This is a genomic window from Pseudomonas sp. RT4P38, assembly GCF_054897765.1.
The window spans coordinates 2046975-2064502 of sequence record NZ_CM142703.1 but is presented as its reverse complement, the minus strand read 5'-3'; the positions used below and the strand labels follow the sequence as shown (position 1 = coordinate 2064502).

General features: G+C 57.4%; 16 protein-coding genes. 6 read left to right on the top strand and 10 right to left on the bottom strand.

Annotation, left to right across the window (positions count from 1 at the left end):
• Positions 1–6: 6 nt before the first annotated feature.
• Genes sdhA through sdhC form a run of 3 tightly spaced genes read right to left on the bottom strand, consistent with a single transcriptional unit; the run spans position 7 to position 2522 of the window.
• Positions 7–1782: a succinate dehydrogenase flavoprotein subunit gene (gene sdhA / locus ACYZT7_RS09570; protein WP_282377551.1), complete on the bottom strand. Its 1776-nt coding sequence runs from the start codon at positions 1780–1782 to the stop codon at positions 7–9.
• 3 nt (positions 1783–1785) lie between these two features.
• Complete coding sequence (gene sdhD / locus ACYZT7_RS09565) at positions 1786–2154, bottom strand: succinate dehydrogenase, hydrophobic membrane anchor protein (protein WP_007945134.1); 369 nt, start codon at positions 2152–2154, stop codon at positions 1786–1788.
• Positions 2148–2522: a succinate dehydrogenase, cytochrome b556 subunit gene (gene sdhC, locus ACYZT7_RS09560; RefSeq protein ID WP_282377550.1), complete on the bottom strand. Its 375-nt coding sequence runs from the start codon at positions 2520–2522 to the stop codon at positions 2148–2150. The genes sdhD and sdhC overlap by 7 nt, the downstream gene beginning before the upstream one ends.
• A gap of 363 nt (positions 2523–2885) precedes the next feature.
• On the opposite strand from sdhC, the gene gltA reads away from it, so the two are divergent.
• Both gltA and ACYZT7_RS09550 read left to right on the top strand, forming a co-directional pair.
• The gene (gene gltA / locus ACYZT7_RS09555; protein WP_461973441.1) at positions 2886–4175 is read left to right on the top strand and encodes a citrate synthase; all 1290 of its coding nucleotides are present in this window, start codon (positions 2886–2888) and stop codon (positions 4173–4175) included.
• 273 nt (positions 4176–4448) lie between these two features.
• Positions 4449–5753: an IS4 family transposase gene (locus ACYZT7_RS09550; RefSeq protein WP_462040829.1), complete on the top strand. Its 1305-nt coding sequence runs from the start codon at positions 4449–4451 to the stop codon at positions 5751–5753.
• 773 nt (positions 5754–6526) lie between these two features.
• On the opposite strand, the gene ACYZT7_RS09545 is transcribed toward ACYZT7_RS09550, so the two are convergent.
• The 3 genes from ACYZT7_RS09545 to ACYZT7_RS09535 all read right to left on the bottom strand — a co-directional run bounded on the left by ACYZT7_RS09545 (position 6527) and on the right by ACYZT7_RS09535 (position 9584).
• Positions 6527–8185, bottom strand: a complete 1659-nt coding sequence (locus tag ACYZT7_RS09545; RefSeq protein WP_462040828.1) for a cation acetate symporter — start codon at positions 8183–8185, stop codon at positions 6527–6529.
• Positions 8182–8493: a DUF485 domain-containing protein gene (locus ACYZT7_RS09540; RefSeq protein ID WP_017337238.1), complete on the bottom strand. Its 312-nt coding sequence runs from the start codon at positions 8491–8493 to the stop codon at positions 8182–8184. Before ACYZT7_RS09540 ends, ACYZT7_RS09545 begins: the two co-directional genes overlap by 4 nt.
• Positions 8494–8732: 239 nt before the next feature.
• Positions 8733–9584, bottom strand: a complete 852-nt coding sequence (locus tag ACYZT7_RS09535; RefSeq protein ID WP_403140384.1) for a glycine betaine ABC transporter substrate-binding protein — start codon at positions 9582–9584, stop codon at positions 8733–8735.
• Between the two features lie 300 nt (positions 9585–9884).
• Here ACYZT7_RS09535 and ACYZT7_RS09530 point away from each other — a divergent pair, with 300 nt between their 5' ends.
• Complete coding sequence (locus tag ACYZT7_RS09530; RefSeq protein ID WP_462040827.1) at positions 9885–11480, top strand: glycoside hydrolase family 17 protein; 1596 nt, start codon at positions 9885–9887, stop codon at positions 11478–11480.
• A 124-nt stretch (positions 11481–11604) separates the two neighbouring features.
• Here the strand turns inward: ACYZT7_RS09530 and ACYZT7_RS09525 are convergent, their stop codons facing one another.
• A complete protein-coding gene (locus ACYZT7_RS09525; protein WP_462040826.1) occupies positions 11605–11973 on the bottom strand; it encodes a hypothetical protein in 369 nt (122 codons plus the stop codon).
• 224 nt (positions 11974–12197) lie between these two features.
• Between ACYZT7_RS09525 and ACYZT7_RS09520 the strand changes: the two genes are divergently transcribed.
• Together ACYZT7_RS09520 and ACYZT7_RS09515 are read left to right on the top strand one after the other, a co-directional pair.
• Entirely contained in the window at positions 12198–13496 is a 1299-nt protein-coding gene (locus tag ACYZT7_RS09520) for a serine/threonine protein kinase (RefSeq protein ID WP_462040825.1), read from the top strand.
• On the top strand, positions 13489–14277 hold the full coding sequence (locus ACYZT7_RS09515) for an MlaA family lipoprotein (protein ID WP_462040824.1): 789 nt from the start codon (positions 13489–13491) through the stop codon (positions 14275–14277). The genes ACYZT7_RS09520 and ACYZT7_RS09515 overlap by 8 nt, the downstream gene beginning before the upstream one ends.
• A gap of 136 nt (positions 14278–14413) precedes the next feature.
• Here ACYZT7_RS09515 and ACYZT7_RS09510 read toward each other — a convergent pair whose 3' ends face one another.
• Positions 14414–15328, bottom strand: coding sequence for a DUF808 domain-containing protein (locus ACYZT7_RS09510; RefSeq protein WP_462040823.1), 915 nt, complete (start codon positions 15326–15328; stop codon positions 14414–14416).
• Positions 15329–15462: 134 nt separating this feature from the next.
• On the opposite strand from ACYZT7_RS09510, the gene ACYZT7_RS09505 reads away from it, so the two are divergent.
• Positions 15463–16068: a TetR/AcrR family transcriptional regulator gene (locus tag ACYZT7_RS09505; RefSeq protein ID WP_462040822.1), complete on the top strand. Its 606-nt coding sequence runs from the start codon at positions 15463–15465 to the stop codon at positions 16066–16068.
• 129 nt (positions 16069–16197) lie between these two features.
• Here the strand turns inward: ACYZT7_RS09505 and ACYZT7_RS09500 are convergent, their stop codons facing one another.
• Both ACYZT7_RS09500 and ACYZT7_RS09495 read right to left on the bottom strand, forming a co-directional pair.
• Complete coding sequence (locus ACYZT7_RS09500; protein WP_462040821.1) at positions 16198–16656, bottom strand: REP-associated tyrosine transposase; 459 nt, start codon at positions 16654–16656, stop codon at positions 16198–16200.
• A gap of 198 nt (positions 16657–16854) precedes the next feature.
• A complete protein-coding gene (locus ACYZT7_RS09495) occupies positions 16855–17295 on the bottom strand; it encodes a GlcG/HbpS family heme-binding protein (protein WP_462040820.1) in 441 nt (146 codons plus the stop codon).
• Positions 17296–17528 lie beyond the last annotated feature (233 nt).

Genomic DNA, 17528 nt, shown 5'->3' with positions numbered 1-17528 from the left:
CCACCCTTAATAAGTCCGAATCTTAGGTTCAAAAGTCGGAACAGTCTTCGGCGAGAAGTTCACAGCACGCTTGGTTACGCGCTTGTCACCCGGGAAGTACAGGGTGTGGCACAGCCAGTTTTCGTCGTCGCGATCTTCGTAGTCTTCACGGGCGTGAGCGCCGCGGGACTCTTTGCGGATCTCTGCAGCGATGGCGGTAGCTTCAGCCACTTCCAGCAGGTTCTGCAATTCCAGAGCTTCGATACGAGCGGTGTTGAACGCCTGGCTCTTGTCGTTGATCTTGACGTTGGCGATACGGCCACGCAGATCAGCCAGTTGGGCAATACCCTTCTGCATGTATTCGCCGGTACGGAATACACCGAAGTAGTTCTGCATGCAGCTTTGCAGCTCTTTACGCAGGGTGGCGACGTCTTCGCCCTCGGTACGCGAGTTCAGGCCATCGAGACGCGCCAGGGCAGCGTCGATGTCGGACTGGCGAGCGCGAGTGTAATCGACGCCTTCTTTCAGGGTCTGCTCCAGGAACAGGCCGGCAGCACGACCGAATACCACCAGGTCGAGCAACGAGTTACCGCCCAGACGGTTGGCACCGTGAACCGATACGCAGGCCACTTCGCCTACTGCGAACAGACCCGGGATGATCTGGTCAACGCCGTCGGCGTCCTGAGTGATCGCCTGGCCGTGAATGTTGGTCGGCACGCCGCCCATCATATAGTGGCAGGTTGGAACGACCGGAATCGGCGACACGGCTGGATCGACGTGGGCGAAGGTCTTGGACAGTTCCATGATGCCAGGCAGACGGCTGTGCAGAACTTCTTCACCGAGATGATCGAGTTTCAGCATTACGTGGTCGCCATCCGGACCGCAACCGTTGCCGGCGATGATTTCTTTAACCATCGAGCGAGCAACCACGTCACGACCAGCCAGGTCTTTGGCGTTCGGAGCATAACGCTCCATGAAACGCTCGCCGTGCTTGTTGATCAGGTAACCGCCTTCACCGCGGCAACCTTCAGTAACCAGTACACCCGCGCCGGCGATGCCGGTTGGGTGGAACTGCCACATTTCAATGTCTTGTACCGGCACGCCAGCACGCAGAGCCATGCCGACGCCGTCACCGGTGTTGATCAGGGCATTGGTGGTGGACGAGTAGATACGACCCGCACCGCCAGTCGCCAGTACGGTGGCGTTAGCGCGGACGTAGGAGGTTTCGCCGGTTTCGATGCAGATGACGATCATGCCGACAAAAGCACCGTCTTCGTTCTTCACCAGGTCGACACCGTAGTATTCGTTGAGGAATACGGTGCCGGCCTTGAGGTTGGCCTGGTACAGGGTGTGCAACAGCGCGTGACCGGTACGGTCGGCAGCGGCGCACGTACGGGCAGCCTGACCACCTTTACCGAAGTCTTTCGACTGGCCGCCGAACGGACGCTGATAGATGCGGCCTTGTTCGGTACGGGAGAACGGCAAGCCCATGTGCTCGAGTTCGAAGACCGCTTCCGGGCCTACGGAACACATGTATTCGATAGCGTCCTGGTCACCGATATAGTCGGAACCCTTGACGGTATCGTACATGTGCCAGCGCCAGTCATCGTTCGGATCTGCCGAGGCGATGGCGCAGGTGATGCCACCCTGGGCGGATACGGTGTGCGAGCGAGTCGGGAAAACCTTGGTAACCACGGCAGTCTTGTGACCACCTTGTGCCAGCTGCAGCGCAGCGCGCATGCCAGCACCGCCGCCGCCAATGATGATGGCGTCGAACGAAAGCGTGTTAACTGTATTAGACATGAATCAGATACCCCAAAGAATCTGCACACCCCAGACGAAGTAGGCGAACATCGCAACGCCGCATACTGCCTGGAAGAGGAAACGTATTGCAGTCGCGGACTTGCCGAACGCCATTGGCGTCAGGTAGTCGGTCGCGATGGTCCACATGCCGACCCAGGCGTGAGCGCCGAGGGCAACGAGAGCCAGGAGACTGAAAATACGCATCCAGTTGCTTGCGAACAGTTCATGCCATTGGGCGTAGCCGATGCCAGGGTTGGCGACGACGTATCCGATCAGGAAAATGAAGTAAGCCGCGAGAACGACCGCAGACACACGTTGTGCCATCCAGTCATAGAGGCCCGAACGCGACAGGTTCGTGACGTTAGTTACCATATCCAAACTCCTGCCAGAACGATTACCACCACGGAAATGGCGATAACGATTTTCGAGCCCAGTTTGCCGCCCTCAAGCGACTCGCCAATGCCCATGTCCATCATCAAGTGGCGCACACCGGCAACCAGGTGATACAGCAGAGCGGACAGGATGCCCCATGTCACTAGCTTGGCTAGCGGACTGGTCAGACACGCTTTCACCTGACCGAAGCCTTCTTCCGAGTCGAGCGACTTGTCCAGTGCATAAAGCATGATGGCCAGGCTGACAAAGAGGATGATTCCGGAGATTCGGTGAAGAATGGACGTGTAAGCAGTGACTGGGAGTTTGATGGTCCTTAGGTCTAGGTTTACAGGTCGTTGGCTATTCACGGCTTTTTTTCACACTGAAGAGCCCCTAACAATCAGGGCAAAGTTGTTGGGGAGTGCACTGGTCAGGTACCCACCACCCAGGGAGTGCGACCCCCAGTAAAGCAGGCCCAAAAGCCCCTGGCGGTCGGAGGCCGAGTATAGACAGTTAGGCTACTAATGACAACGCGTTCACCTTCCCCTAATAGCGCATTGCACAAGTTAGATAAAAGGCGTAAATGGCAGTCAATTTCGAGGAAAAAGTCCGGTTAAAGCCTTCTGGAGCAAGACTTTAGGCAAATTGACATTCGAATTTATCTCACTATAGTGGTGCGGGCCCTGCGTGGGGGGTCTGTCTGATGATTTCAAGCATAAATAGGAGGCCACATGGCTGACAAAAAAGCGCAGTTGATCATCGAGGGCGCAGCCCCCGTCGAGCTGCCCATTTTAAGCGGCACCGTTGGTCCCGATGTTATCGATGTCCGGAGCCTGACGGCCACGGGCCGTTTCACCTTTGACCCTGGTTTCATGTCGACCGCTGCCTGCGAGTCGAAGATCACCTATATCGACGGTGACAACGGGATCCTGCTGCACCGCGGCTACCCGATTGAACAGCTGGCTGAAAAATCGGACTACCTGGAAACCTGCTATCTGCTGCTCAACGGCGAACTGCCGACCGCAGAACAGAAAGCCCAGTTCGTCAGCACCGTCAAGAACCACACCATGGTTCATGAGCAGCTGAAGACCTTCTTCAACGGCTTCCGTCGCGACGCCCACCCGATGGCCGTCATGTGCGGTGTAGTCGGCGCCCTCTCGGCCTTCTACCACGACTCCCTGGACATCAATAACCCGCAGCATCGCGAAATCTCCGCGATCCGTCTGGTTGCCAAGATGCCGACGCTGGCAGCGATGGTTTACAAGTACTCCATGGGTCAGCCCATGATGTACCCGCGCAACGACCTGACGTACGCGGAAAACTTCCTGCACATGATGTTCAACACCCCGTGCGAGATCAAACCGATCAGCCCGGTACTCGCCAAGGCCATGGACAAGATCTTCATCCTCCATGCCGACCATGAGCAGAACGCATCGACCTCCACCGTACGCCTGGCCGGCTCTTCGGGTGCCAACCCGTTCGCTTGTATCGCCGCCGGCATCGCCGCACTGTGGGGCCCTGCCCACGGCGGCGCGAACGAAGCTGTTCTGACCATGCTCGATGAAATTGGCGATGTGTCGAACATCGACAAGTACATCGCCAAGGCCAAGGACAAGAACGATCCGTTCAAACTGATGGGCTTCGGTCACCGGGTTTACAAAAACCGCGACCCACGCGCCACAGTCATGAAGCAGACCTGCGACGAAGTACTGAAAGAACTGGGCATCACCAACGATCCGCAACTCGAACTGGCCATGCGCCTGGAAGAGATCGCCCTGACCGACCCGTACTTCATCGAACGCTCGCTGTACCCGAACGTCGACTTCTACTCGGGGATTATCCTCAAGGCGATCGGCATTCCAACCAGCATGTTCACCGTAATCTTCGCCCTGGCGCGGACTGTCGGCTGGATTTCCCACTGGAAAGAAATGCTCTCCAGCCCGTATAAGATTGGCCGTCCGCGCCAGCTGTACACCGGCTACGAGTCGCGTGACATCACCAAGCTGGAAGACCGCAAATAAGACCTGTCTTGCGATAACGTCTTGAATTGCACCGAGAACGGCCTCTATTTATATAGAGGCCGTTTTTGTTTGTGCGGTCTCAGCGGCCTGGGGGCCGACTGGGTCTTTGGTCGTGTACATATCCGTTGCTGCGGTAACGGCTGATTATGGTTTCGCTTTTACAGCCATCCCTTTCAAGGTCTTTGATAAAATCCTCAAAACTCCAGTCAGGACGGCGAGACGATGTGGGCAGAAGTTTTAGCGCGGTTCGAGAAAAAAGCGCCGGCCAGTGTCATGGCCAAATTGGTTTTGGAGCAGGCCGTTGCGGCAGAGTGGGTTGATCAGGTGTTCGAAGAACATCGTCAGCGCCAGTACCCGCGCGAGCTTTTGTTTTCGACCATTATTGAGCTGATGTCCCTCGTTTCACTGGGTTTGCGACCCTCGCTACATGCCGCGGCGCGGCAGATGGAAGATCTTCCCGTCAGCTTGGCGGCGCTTTATGACAAGGTCAGCCGCACGGAGCCCGCGCTGCTGCGTGCGTTGGTAGTCGGCAGTGCGCAACGCCTGGCTCCGACGATTGAAGAATTGGGCTGCTCGGCCATTTTGCCTGGCTGGCAACTGCGGGTGGTTGACGGCAACCACCTGCCTTCCAGCGAAAAACGTCTGGGCGCGTTGCGCCGTGAACGAGGCGCCGCCCGGCCTGGTTTTTCGGTCGTGGTTTACGACCCTGATCTGGACCAGGTCGTCGATCTTCAGCCCTGTGAAGATGCTTATGCCAGTGAGCGCGTCGGCGTGCTGCCGTTGCTGGAAAACGCCAGTAGGGGCCAGTTGTGGATGGCTGATCGGCTCTATTGCACGCTCCCGGTCATGGAGGCCTGCGAAGACGCTGGCGCTTCTTTCATTATTCGTGAGCCGAGTAAGCATCCGCGCCTGCTTCAGGAAAGCGACTGGCAAGAACCTGTCGCGGTCGAGGCGGGAAGCGTGCGCGAGCAAACCATCGAAGTGAAAGGCGGACGTCAGTGGCGGCGTGTTGAACTGAACCTGCAAAAAGCTACCGAATCAGGCGACACCATGCTGTTGTTCTGGAGCAACTTGCCCGACACCATCACCGCTGAGCAAATCGCCGATTTGTATCGTCGTCGCTGGAGTATCGAAGGGATGTTCCAGCGCCTGGAATCGGTGCTGGACAGTGAAATCGAAAGCCTGGGCAACCCCAAGGCCGCCCTGCTTGGATTTGCGTCCGCTGTGTTGGCTTATAACGTTTTGTCCGTGCTTAAGCGCAGCGTCGAACAGGCTCATCGCCAGACCCAGCCTGAAGATTGGGAAGCATCGATCTTCCACCTGACGGTACAGGTACGCAGCGGTTACGAGGGCCTGCAGATCGCCTTGCCGCCAGAGCACTTAGCCATCCCGATCCGCTCAGGAGGGCTGGCTCAGCACTTGCTGGCGCTGGCTAAAAACATCCCGCCCAAATCCGTCGCCAAAAGCAAACGAGGTCCGAAGGTGCCTAAACCCAAGGAATGGCTGGAAGGCAAGGCAGTGAATGCTCACGTGTCGACAGATAGGGTGCTCAAGGCCGCCAAGGTCAAAAGACCTTGAAAGGGATGGCTTTTACAGCGACTCACTTTTCCAAACGCCGAAAAGTAAGCAAAAGGCTTCGCCCCGGCGTACGGCACTTCGCTAAAGCTCAGTGTTCCCTCGCTTCGGTGTCCATCTGGGGGCATCGCCTACGGTCTGCTTCGCGACGACCTCCTCTCGATGTGTTCGACTTCGTCGAACGGCGCTGCGCGCCTGCCCCCCAGATGAACACCTCCACTCAGCCTCCCGAAGGGGCGGGCAAATCAAAAGCTCACGCGAGCTAACGCTCGGCCTGTTGAGTGGTTAGAAGCGTGCGTACCCCCCCTCACACCGCATCCCTTGTAGGAGCTGTCGAGTGAAACGAGGCTGCGATCTTTTGATCTTGCCGTGGCCGTGGCCGTGGCCGTGGCTTCAGATCTTGATCCTGCTTTTGATCTCTCGCCCCTTCGGCAGGCCGAGTGGAGGTGTTCATCAGGGGGTTAGGCGCGTAGCGCCGTGCGGCGAAGCCGCACACATCGAGAGGAGGTCGTCGCGAAGCAGACCGGAGGCGATGCCCCCTGATGGACGCCGTAGCGAGGGAACGCGGAGCTTTAGCGAGGCGCCGTACGCCGGGGCGAAGCCTTTTGGTTCCTTTTTGGCGTTTGAAAAAGGGACTCGCTGTAAAAGCGAAACCATAATCAACCGTTACCGCAGCAACGGATATGTACACAATCAAACCGCCCAACAAAAAATGCCCCGATCTCTCGACCGGGGCATTTCTGTTTAACGCAGCTTACATATATAAGCCTGAAGCCTTAGTGAGAAACCGCCCCACTCGCCCCCAACCCCGTCTGCGAACGAACAAACTGAGGGAAAAACAGCGCCCGCTCATTGTCAGCCGCGGTCGACTTGTCAGTAATCGAGAAGAACCAGATCCCGATAAACGCAATGGCCATGGAGAACAACGCCGGGTACTCATACGGGAAGATAGCCTTCTCGTGATGCAGAATCTGCACCCAGATGGTTGGCCCAAGGACCATCAAACCAACAGCACTCACCAGACCCAACCAGCCACCGATCATCGCTCCGCGGGTGGTCAGATTCTTCCAGTACATGGAAAGCAACAGCACCGGGAAGTTACAGCTCGCCGCGATGGAGAACGCCAGGCCTACCATGAACGCGATGTTCTGGCTTTCGAACAGAATGCCCAGACCGATCGCCAGCACGCCCAGAAAGATGGTGGTGATTTTCGAGACGCGGATCTCGTCCTTGTCGTTGGCCTTGCCCTTCTTGATCACACTGGCGTAAAGGTCATGAGACACCGCCGTAGCACCGGCCAGCGTCAAACCAGCCACCACAGCCAGAATGGTTGCGAACGCGACTGCAGAGATGAAGCCCAGGAAGATACTGCCACCGACCGCATTAGCCAGGTGCACCGCCGCCATGTTGTTGCCGCCCAACAACGCGCCAGCAGCATCTTTAAAGGCAGGGTTGGTGCTGACCAGCAGGATCGCGCCGAAGCCGATGATGAACGTCAGGATGTAGAAATAGCCAATGAAGCCGGTTGCATACAGCACGCTTTTACGAGCTTCTTTTGCGTCACTCACGGTGAAGAAGCGCATCAGAATGTGCGGCAGGCCAGCGGTACCGAACATCAGTGCCAGGCCAAGGGAGAACGCGGAGATCGGGTCTTTCACCAGACCGCCGGGGCTCATGATCGCCTCACCTTTAGGGTGAACCTTGATCGCCTCGGAAAACAGCGCATTGAAGTCGAAGTTGACGTGCTTCATCACCATCAGCGCCATGAACGAGGCACCAGACAGCAGCAACACTGCCTTGATGATCTGCACCCAAGTGGTCGCCAGCATGCCGCCGAACAGCACGTACAAGCACATCAGGACACCGACCAGGATGACTGCAATGTGATAGTCGAGACCGAACAGCAGCTGAATCAGCTTGCCGGCACCGACCATTTGCGCGATCAGGTAGAACGCCACCACCACCAGCGAACCGCAAGCGGACAGGGTGCGGATCTGGGTTTGCCCGAGACGATAGGACGCCACGTCGGCAAAGGTGTATTTACCCAGGTTACGCAGGCGCTCGGCGATCAGGAACAGAATGATCGGCCAGCCCACCAGGAAGCCGATCGAGTAGATCAGGCCGTCGTAGCCGGAGGTGAACACCAGGGCGGAAATACCCAGGAAGGACGCCGCGGACATATAGTCGCCGGCAATTGCCAAACCGTTCTGGAAGCCGGTGATCTTGCCACCCGCCGCATAGTAGTCAGCCGCCGAATTGTTGCGCTTGGAGGCCCAGTAGGTGATGCACAGGGTCAAACCGACGAACGCCACGAACATCAGAATCGCGGAGACGTTAAGCGGTTGTTTGTTGACTTCGCCAGTCAGAGCTTCAGCGGCCCAGGCACCCGGCGCGAAAGCTGCGATGCTCAATAGAGCCATTAGACGCCGGATCATTGCTGAGCCTCCTTGAGAATCGCATTGTTCAGGTCGTCGAATTCGCCATTGGCGCGTCGTACGTAGATTGCAGTCAGGATAAAGGCCGAGAGAATCAGCCCGACACCAATGGGTATCCCCCAGGTAATCGAAGACTCAGGGCTGATTTTCGCGCCCAGAATATGCGGCCCATAAGCAATCAACAGGATGAATCCGGAGTAAAGCCCAAGCATGATCGCCGAAAGAATCCAGGCGAACCTTTCTCGCTTACTAACCAGCTCCTTGAAGCGCGGGCTGTTTTGAATCGAGAGGTAAATGCTGTCGTTCATTGTTTTTATCCTCGCAGCACAGATGAAGTTGTAACGTCATCCACTCTATGCGGCTACAGAACTGGTTCCAGACGACCTTAGTATTAGAACGACATGACGGTTTTGCCATTTTTCAGCAATTAACAATTAGCCTGCTTTGCACCCGTCTTCTCTCTACAAGAATGCGGGAATGCAAAAAGGCCGCTTGGCAGTGATACCAAGCGGCCCTGGAAGGTGCTGACTAGACACGTCAGCTCAAATCATTTGATCCAGTCTGCAACGCGTTCCGGGTGTTTGGCCACCCAATCCTTCGCTGCGGCTTCAGGTTTGGCACCATCCTGAATTGCCAACATGACTTCGCCGATTTCGTCTTTCGACGCCCACTGGAAGTTCTTCAGGAACTTGGCAACTTCCGGAGCCTTGGTGGCCAGTTCTTTGCTGCCGATGTTGTTCACGGTTTCAGCCGCGCCAAAAACGCCTTTCGGATCATCCAGGAAGCGCAGTTTCCACTTGGCGAACATCCAGTGCGGCACCCAACCGGTGACGGCGATGGATTCGTTTTTCTTCTCGGCACGGGTCAGCTCGGCAATCATGCCGGCGCCGGAACTGGCCTTGAGTTGATACCCGGTCAGATCGTAGTCCTTGATTGCCTGTTCGGACTTGAGCATCACGCCTGAACCGGCGTCGATGCCGACGATGCGTTTTTTGAAGCTGTCGTCGGTTTTAAGATCATCAATGGATTTGGCTTTGACGTACTCCGGCACGATCAAGCCGATTTTCGCGTCTTTGAAGTTCGGACCGTAATCGACGACCTGATCCTTGTTCTTGGTCCAGTAATCACCGTGAGTCACAGGCAGCCACGCAGACATCATGGCGTCGAGTTTCCCGGTGGCCACACCCTGCCACATGATCCCGGTTGCGACGGCTTGCAGCTTCACGTCATAACCCAGCTTCTGCTTGATCACTTCGGCCGCCACATGAGTGGTGGCAACGCTGTCGGACCAACCGTCAACGTAGCCGATGCTCAGGGTTTTGCTCTCGGCATTGGCGAATGTGGAGCCAATCGCAAGCACCAGAGCGGCACTCGCGCCTAAAAGTCGTCGCATCTTCATCGTTACTTCCCCGAAAGTGCTGCGCTCGACGGATGCCGAGTCGCGTCAACGTATTGTTATGGTGCACAGCGCCCCCATCACGCCCACCGCAAACTTGTTCGAACATCAGCGCGATTTATCGATGAGAGCACTGATGCGTCGATCATCAACCTCACGCCAATGGCGACCTTCTCTGCCAGCGACCTCAAGGCATCGAGAAACGACATCAGAACGCCATTAATCTAGACCACCGGAAGTCCGCCGGCCAATCCGCCCGAACTTTGCATGTCAAAATTATGCAGGCCACCAAGCACGCGGCAAATGAAGGTAACATGCGCGGCTTTGCTCCCAGACGGCCTGACCATGCCCGCGACATCACGCTTTCCTTTTTTTGCTTATCTATTCGCCTGCCTGTTGGGGCTTTTTGCCCTCGGTGGCTTCTGGTACGGCCTCGGTAAACCGGTGATGCTGCCGGATGTGGCCAGCGCGACGCACAAACTGCAATGCGCCTCCTACACCCCTTTCGACAAGGATCAATCGCCGTTCGATCAGCCGTTCAAGCTGCGCCCCGAGCGCATGGACGCCGACCTCGCGCTGCTGGCGACTCGCTTCGAATGCATTCGCACCTACTCGATGACGGGCCTTGAGGCCCTGCCCGACCTGGCGCGCAAGCACGGGCTGAAGTTGATGATTGGCGCCTGGGTCAACAGCAATCCGGTAGACACCGCCAAGGAAGTCGACCTGCTGATCGCCTCAGCCAACGCGAACGCGGACGTGGTGACGTCAGTGATCGTCGGCAACGAAACCCTGTTGCGCAAGGAAGTCACTGGTACGCAGTTGGCCACGCTTATTCATAAAGTCAAAAGTCAGGTCAAACAGCCTGTCACTTACGCCGACGTCTGGGAGTTCTGGCTCAAGCACCCGGAAGTCGCCCCGGCAGTGGACTTCCTGACCATCCATTTGCTGCCGTACTGGGAAGACGATCCCTCGAATATCGACGCTGCGCTGCAACATGTAGCCGAGGTGCGTCAGGTGTTCGGTAACAAATTCGCGCCCAAGGACGTGATGATTGGCGAAACCGGTTGGCCTAGCGAAGGCCGTCAGCGTGAAACCGCTCTGCCGAGCCGGGTCAATGAAGCCAAGTTCATTCGCTCTTTTGTCATCATGGCCGAGCAGCAAGGCTGGCATTACAACCTGATCGAAGCTTTTGACCAGCCGTGGAAACGCGCCAGCGAAGGTGCGGTCGGTGGTTACTGGGGGCTGTTCGACGCCGATCGTCAGGATAAGGGTGTGCTGGCAGGTCCGGTGTCGAACGTGCCGTACTGGTCGCAGTGGCTGGTGGTGGGCGGCTTGATCTTCCTCGGCACACTGATCCTCGGCGGGCGTGTTCGCAGCACTCGCGCAGCGCTGGTCCTGCCGCTGCTGGGTGCGCTGGCGGCTTGCTCGATTGGCGCCTGGGGCGATCTGGCGCGTGTCACCACTCGTTTTGCCAGTGAATGGTTGTGGGTGGCGCTGCTGACGGGTTTGAATCTGTTGGTGTTGGCCCATGCCGCGCTGACCCTGAGCGCTCGCACCGGTTGGCGTGAACGTGCATTCAATGCACTGGAACGTCGGGCTGGCTGGTGGGTGGCAGCAGCGGGGTTTGCCGCTGCGGTAATGATGCTGGAGCTGGTGTTCGATCCGCGTTATCGCAGTTTTCCGAGTGTCGCTTTCCTGTTGCCGGCCCTGGTTTATCTGTGCCGCCCGGTAAGCGTGCCGCGTCGTGAGATAGCCCTGCTGACCTTCATCATTGGCGCCGGCATTGCGCCGCAGCTGTATCAAGAAGGGTTGCAGAACCAGCAGGCCTGGGGTTGGGCGCTGGTGAGTGTGTTGATGGTTGCAGCGTTGTGGCGCAGTTTGCGGGTTCGCAAGGGGTAATTTTTCAGCGCCCCTACCGGCCTCATCGCGAGCAAGCTCGCTCCCACAGGGATCTTTGTCGTACAAAAATTCTGTATTCGCTGAAGAGCCCTGTGGGAGCGAGCTTGCTCGCGATGACGATCTATCAGGCGCTGCAGGAAGCCCTGACCAAACGCAAAGCAGCAATCACCACCGCAAAAACAGCCAATGTCGTGTTGTACAACGCCAATGCCGGAAACCCGAACACCAGCGCCAGCACCGCCAGCCACCACCCTGCCCGACCCGATAGCACAAAACCGATCACGGCTGCCGCCAACGCCGCCCAACCCAACACCTTGAAGTGAATCATCAACCCCAGGCTCGAACGAATCTGGCATTCCCAGCGACTCGCTTCGTCCACACAGATGCCGACCCATTGAGCATCCTCCATAAAGCCATAACGCGCGCCATAACTGGCGGCCAGCCATAACGGCAGGAGAACGAGCAGCAGAATCACAGGCAGACGGCGGGACATGAAGCACTCCAATAAACGAAAACGGCGGCCAGCTTAATCTCCCGCCAGCGGTAAGCAAACGCGCGCAACAGATAATTGGTCACGAAATAGCTGCAAAGTGTATCGTCCAGCTACCATTACTCCGAAATTAGGCCTGATTGGTGCCGATCCATGGCACTTTGGCGCAAACCCCGTGGTCATAGCCTGCGAACTTCATTCGGCACCTTTCTCTAAGGGATCTAGTCATGCTCCGTTCCTTGCGCTTCGCCGCCCTGTTTGGCGGCCTTATTTTGAGTGCGTCCGTACTGGCGGTCGACATCGACGCCGCCAGTTATGGCTACCCCTTGACCAATCCGTTCGAGGCGACAATCGCGACGACGCCGCCGGACCTGCGTCCGGAGTTACCGCTGGACGATGACATCGATCAGGCAACTCGCAGCGTCACGTTGCGCCCGGAGCGTGCATTCGACCTGCCGGACAACTTCTGGCCGGTGAAGAAACTCACCTATCGCATCGCCACCCAGAACAAAGCCGCACCGCTGATCTTCCTGATCGCCGGCACCGGCGCGCGCTATGACAGCAGCCACAACGAGTACCTGAAAAAACTCTACTACAAGGCCGGCTACCATGTGGTGCAACTGTCGTCGCCCACCAGCTTCGACTTCATGAGCGCCGCCTCACGTTTCGCTACACCCGGCATTACCAAGGAAGACGCCGAAGACTTGTACCGGGTGATGCAGGCCGTGCGAGCACAAAACCCGAATGTGAACGTTACCGATTACTACCTGACCGGTTACAGCCTGGGTGCACTGGACGCGGCATTCGTCGCACACCTGGACGAAACCCGCCGCAGCTTCAACTTCAAGAAAGTCTTGCTGCTCAACCCGCCGGTCAACCTTTACACCTCGATCACCAACCTGGACAAGTTGGTCCAGACCGAGGTCAAGGGCATCAACAACAGCACCACTTTCTATGAACTGGTGCTCAACAAACTGACCCGCTACTTCCAGCAAAAAGGCTACATCGACCTCAACGATGCTCTGCTCTACGACTTCCAGCAGTCCAAGCAGCACCTGAGCAACGAACAGATGGCCATGCTGATCGGCACCTCGTTCCGCTTCTCGGCAGCCGACATTGCCTTCACCTCGGACCTGATCAACCGTCGTGGTCTGATCACGCCGCCGAAAACCCCGATCACCGAAGGCACCAGCCTCACGCCGTACCTCAAGCGTGCGCTGCAGTGCGACTTCGACTGCTACATCACCGAACAAGTGATTCCGATGTGGCGTGCGCGAACCGATGGCGGGAGCCTGCTGCAACTTATCGATCAGGCCAGCCTGTATGCCTTGAAGGACTACCTGCATGACAGCCCGAAAATCGCGGTCATGCACAACGCCGACGACGTGATCCTCGGCCCTGGCGACCTCGGTTTCCTGCGCAAGACCTTCGGCGACCGCTTGACTGTTTATCCACTGGGCGGCCATTGCGGCAATCTTAATTACCGCGTCAACAGCGACGCCATGCTGGAGTTCTTCCGTGGCTAAATACCTCCTGCTTATCGCAGCGTTACTCTGTGCAGGCATCGCCAATGCCGACAACAGCAAAGCCAACGCACCGGTTGTCATCGACAGTGACGGCTTCAAGGAGCCGCTGAGCAAACTCAAATTCAACCCGGGGCTGGATCAGCGCGAATTTGAACGCTCGACGCTTAACGCGCTGAACGTCTACGACCCGCTGGAAGAGTGGAACCGCCGCGTCTACCACTTCAACTACCGCTTCGACCAATGGGTGTTCCTGCCCGTGGTTGACGGCTATCGCTACATCACTCCGAGCTTCCTGCGTACTGGCGTCAGCAACTTCTTCAACAACATCGGTGACGTACCGAACCTGTTGAACAGCCTGCTGCAGTTCAAGGGGCAGCGCTCGATGGAAACCACCGCACGGTTGCTGCTCAACACAACCGTCGGCATCGCCGGCCTGTGGGACCCGGCCACCGCCATGGGCCTGCCACGCCAGAGCGAAGACTTCGGGCAGACACTGGGTTTCTACGGCGTACCGGGCGGCGCCTACTTCGTGCTGCCGATCCTTGGCCCTTCGAACATCCGCGACACCGGTGGCCTGGCAGTGGACTTCACGGCCGAGTCGGCGATCAACTTCCTGAACGTCTCCGAAGTCAGCTCCAACCACCCTGAGGTCTGGGTCCTGCGCAGCGTCGACAAGCGCTACCAGACCGGCTTCCGCTACGGCCAACTGAACTCGCCGTTCGAGTACGAGAAAGTGCGTTACGTCTACACCGAGTCGCGCAAGTTGCAGATCGCCGAGTAAGTCCGACGGCAACAAAATCTCAAATCACCTGTGGGAGCGAGCTTGCTCGCGATGAGGCCATAACATTCAACATCAATGTTGACTGACAGACCGCTATCGTCGGATCGCCGCCCGGAGCAAGCTCGCTCCCACAGGTTCAGCCTCTGAGGGTTTTCCAGATTTTGCTGGCAACCATCACACCCGCCAACACCACCGCACCCGCCACAATCCCCGCCACCGCATTCAGCAACGTCGGCATAATAAACCCGGCACCGCCCGCCCCCGCGCTGACGCTTTCAATCCAGTGATGAACCACCGGCACGCCGTGAGTCAGAATCCCGCCACCCACCAGGAACATCGCTGCCGTGCCGATCACCGACAGGCTTTTCATCATGTACGGTGCCGCACGCAGGATCCCGCCGCCGATGCTTTTGGCCATCTGGCCTGGTTTCTGGGTTAGCCACAGACCGAGGTCGTCGAGTTTGACGATGCCAGCTACCAAGCCATAGACGCCGATAGTCATGACGATGGCGATGCCCGAGAGCACGATGACTTGTTGGGTCAGCGAAGCATCAGCCACGGTACCCAGAGTGATGGCGATGATTTCCGCCGAAAGAATGAAGTCGGTGCGGATGGCACCCTTGATCTTGTCCTTTTCGAACGCCACCAGATCGACCGCTGGATTGGCCACGGCCTCGACCAGCTCGGCATGTTCGGCTTGATCTTCAGCTTTGCTGTGCAGGAATTTGTGGGCCAGCTTCTCGAAACCTTCGAAACACAGATAGGCGCCACCGACCATCAACAACGGCGTGACCAGCCAGGGAATGAATGCGCTGATGGCCAGGGCCGACGGCACCAGGATCAGCTTGTTAAGAAAAGAGCCCTTGGCCACCGCCCAGACAACCGGAATTTCTCGCTCGGCACGCACGCCGGAAACCTGCTGAGCGTTGAGCGCCAGATCGTCCCCGAGCACGCCGGCAGTCTTCTTGGCAGCCATTTTGGTCATCAATGCCACGTCGTCGAGTACCGCGGCAATGTCGTCGATCAGCAACAGCAAACTGCTTCCTGCCATGAATCAGGCTCCCTCGAATAATGAATGCTGCGCAGCATAGCGCGGCCTAACACGCTGCGGGGCATTCTTGAGCGCCGCGCGAGGCCGGTGCTACCATGCGCAACCGCCAGAACAGGCAAGGAACCCCCTGGTTTATGAGCACTATCCGCGAGCGCAACAAACAACTGATCCTGCGTGCCGCCAGTGAAGAATTTGCCGACAAGGGCTTCGCTGCGACCAAAACCAGTGACATCGCAGCCAAGGCGGGTTTGCCCAAGCCCAACGTCTATTACTACTTCAAATCCAAGGAAAACCTCTACCGCGAGGTCCTGGAAAGCATCATCGAGCCGATCCTGCAGGCCTCGACACCATTCAATGCCGACGGCGTGCCCAGTGAAGTGCTGAGCGGCTACATCCGCTCGAAGATCCGCATCTCCCGCGACCTGCCCTTCGCCTCCAAGGTGTTCGCCAGCGAAATCATGCACGGCGCCCCGCACCTGAGCGCCGATCTGGTGGAACGGCTGAACGGCCAGGCCAAGCACAACATCGACTGCATCCAGACCTGGATCGACCGCGGTCAGATCGCCCCCCTCGACCCCAACCACCTGATGTTCAGCATCTGGGCCGCGACCCAGACCTATGCCGACTTTGATTGGCAGATTTCTGCGGTTACCGGCAAGGCCAAACTGGATGAGGCAGATTATGAAGCGGCGGCGCAGACGATTATCCGGTTGGTACTGAAGGGGTGTGAGCCGGACTGATAGACCGAGTCGACCCCATCGCGAGCAAGCTCGCTCCCACAGTGGATTTGGGGTGAACACAAAATATGTGAGCATCAACAATTCCTGTGGGAGCGAGCTTGCTCGCGATGGCGGCAACTCGGTACCTGATCAAACCCAGATAGCATCCCACAGCGGATAGTCGCCAAGCTGCTCTACCAAGCCTGCCCGCAATGGGTTGGCCACGACATACCGAGCAAGTTTCACCAAGTCCTCATCTCGCCGCAGCGCCCGATCATGATAGCCCTGCTGCCAAAGACTGCCTTTGCGCCCAGTGGATAGGTTCACCGCTCTCGTACTCAAAGATTTGGTTTTTTGCATCAGCTCACTCAGCGAGCTCTGCTGCAACTCGATCAACCAGTGGAAGTGATCGGGCATCACGACCCAAGCCAGTGAATTTGCCCAGCCCAGATTTTGAGCATGACGAAAATGACCCACGATCAACCGACCCAAAGAAAAATCCTTGAAAACAGGCTCTCGACCAAGTGTATTGGTGGTCAATAGATAGATGCGGTTGGGTTCGGCATAGCGGCCGAGGCGTAAGCGATGTGAAGCTGGAAGATCAGGCATTCCTTTGCCTCTTTCATGATTAAGTCATGTAGAAGGCTAGACCTGTGAATGCTTGATGGCGGGACAGATTTTTAGCTGGATGTGTCCTGTAGATAGCCATCGCGAGCAAGCTCGCTCCCACACTCGATCTCTTTAACACCGAAGATTCAATGTGGGAGCGGGCTTGCTCGCGAAAGCGGTAGATCAGTCACTACAAAATCAAGCAGTCACCCCCGCATCCGCCCGCAACCCCATCGCCTCGATCGCACTGATCGCACACTGCTCGTCAACATCGGACAGATCCCCGCTGATACCCACCGCCCCCAGCACGTTCCCGTCCTGATCCCGAATCAGCACGCCGCCCGGTGCCGGCACCACACTGCCCTGACCCAGACTATTCAAAGCTGCAATGAACGCCGGGCGTTGTTGGGCGTCCAGCGCGAGCAGGCGCGAGCCTTTGCCCAGGGCGATGGCGCCCCAGGCTTTGCCGATGGCGATCTGCGGGCGCAGCAGACTGGCGCCGTCTTCGCGTTGCAGGGCGACCAAATGCCCACCGGCATCCAGCACCGCGATGGTCAATGGAGCCGCCGATATTGCACGCCCCGTGGAGATGGCCTGACTGATCAAGTTGACTGCGACTTTCAAGGTTAAAGCGCTCATGGTGCCGTCCTCATTTTGTTATAGGGAAAGCTGCTGGACTGTTTTCGTTCAGAGTCCGATGCAACAAATAGAACACAATGAGTTATTTTTTTGTATACAATAATTCTCGAAAAGCGCCACATGCGACGAAAAGCCACAGTAGATCGGGCTTCCGACGAATGAAACAGTCGCTTGAGAAAATGGATTGACCTGCGCCGTCCGCCGTGAATACACTCTGCGCAAAGCCACTTGTA